The 1,111-nt window shown below is 55.4% G+C and carries 1 protein-coding gene; it reads right to left on the bottom strand.

Features of this window, described 5'->3' with window-relative positions; translation table 11 throughout:
* Positions 1-28: 28 nt before the first annotated feature.
* Positions 29-1,066, bottom strand: a complete 1,038-nt coding sequence (locus tag DXY31_RS13960) for an IS630-like element ISPa47 family transposase (RefSeq protein WP_011911785.1) — start codon at positions 1,064-1,066, stop codon at positions 29-31.
* Positions 1,067-1,111: the final 45 nt, after the last annotated feature.

The following is a 1,111-nucleotide window of genomic DNA, read 5'->3' as shown; positions in this document are numbered from 1 at the left end:
TATTAACCCGGCAATCAAATACACCAAATCATGCTGCGTAGGCGATACGTGGATGCCGGAAATAAGAACGGATTCTTTGAGGGCGTAATTGCAATCGTCTCATGACCGAGCGAACACGCCTTTCCAGTTCGTCCTGATTACGCGCCGGCAAGCCCGTGCGAACCTGATGTTTCAAATCACAATTCAAATACTCGTCAGGGTTCAACTCCGGGGCGTAGGCCGGCAAGAAGAACAGTTCGATTTGCTCTTTGCGGTCGCCAACCCAGGCGCTCACCTTTTTGCTGTGGTGTACGCGCAGGTTGTCGAGAATCAGGAACACCTTGCGGCCCTGAGCATCGCGAATCAGGCGACTCAGGAAGCGAATCAGCACTGGGGCTGTCAGCGTTTCCCGATACAGCATGAAGCGCAGTTTGCCCCGATTGGTCACGGTGGAAATCATGTTGGTGGAAAAACGACTGCCGCTGACCAGGCGCACCGGCGTTTCGCCAATAGGGGCGTAGCTGCGGCCAGCATGGCTGTCACTGCGCATACCGGTTTCGTCGCCCCACTGAATCTCACCATTCTCAGCCCTGGCCCGCTGTGCGATGCGTGGATATTCATTATCCAGCCAGTGCTGAACCACTTCAGGTTTCTGCTGATAAGCCCGATGCAGTGGGCGCTGCGGGGTGTAGCCCCAACGCTTGAGGTATTCACCAACCGTTCGAACCGGCATGAGAAAACCACAGCGCTGGCGGATCAGTTCTCGCACCGCATCACGCGTCCAGAGCGCAAAGCCGAGTTTGAGTTGGTCGGGCATCTTATCGGTCATCAAGGTGCGAATCAGCACTTCCTGGCTGGAGCTCAAACTGCGGCGATCACCCTGGCGCACACCACGCTGGCCGCCGGCAATGGCAGCCTTTTCGCCTTTATGTTCTGCGACCTGCGCCCAGTGAGCAATAGTGCGGGGGTGAACACCAACCGCTTCGCCAATAGCCTTGTAGGTGTAACCCTGCTCACGCATGCGTAGGGCCGTGGAGCGCTTTTCACGTTGTTCTTGGGGGCTGAGTTTACGGGCATCTATTTTCATGGAGACAGATTATCTAATATGCCCTATTTATTTGCCAGGTTAATA

Source organism: Synechococcus sp. UW179A (assembly GCF_900473965.1).
Lineage (GTDB): Bacteria > Cyanobacteriota > Cyanobacteriia > PCC-6307 > Cyanobiaceae > Synechococcus_C.
The sequence above is the reverse complement of the archived record's forward strand: the minus strand, read 5'-3'. Positions and strand labels throughout refer to the sequence as shown.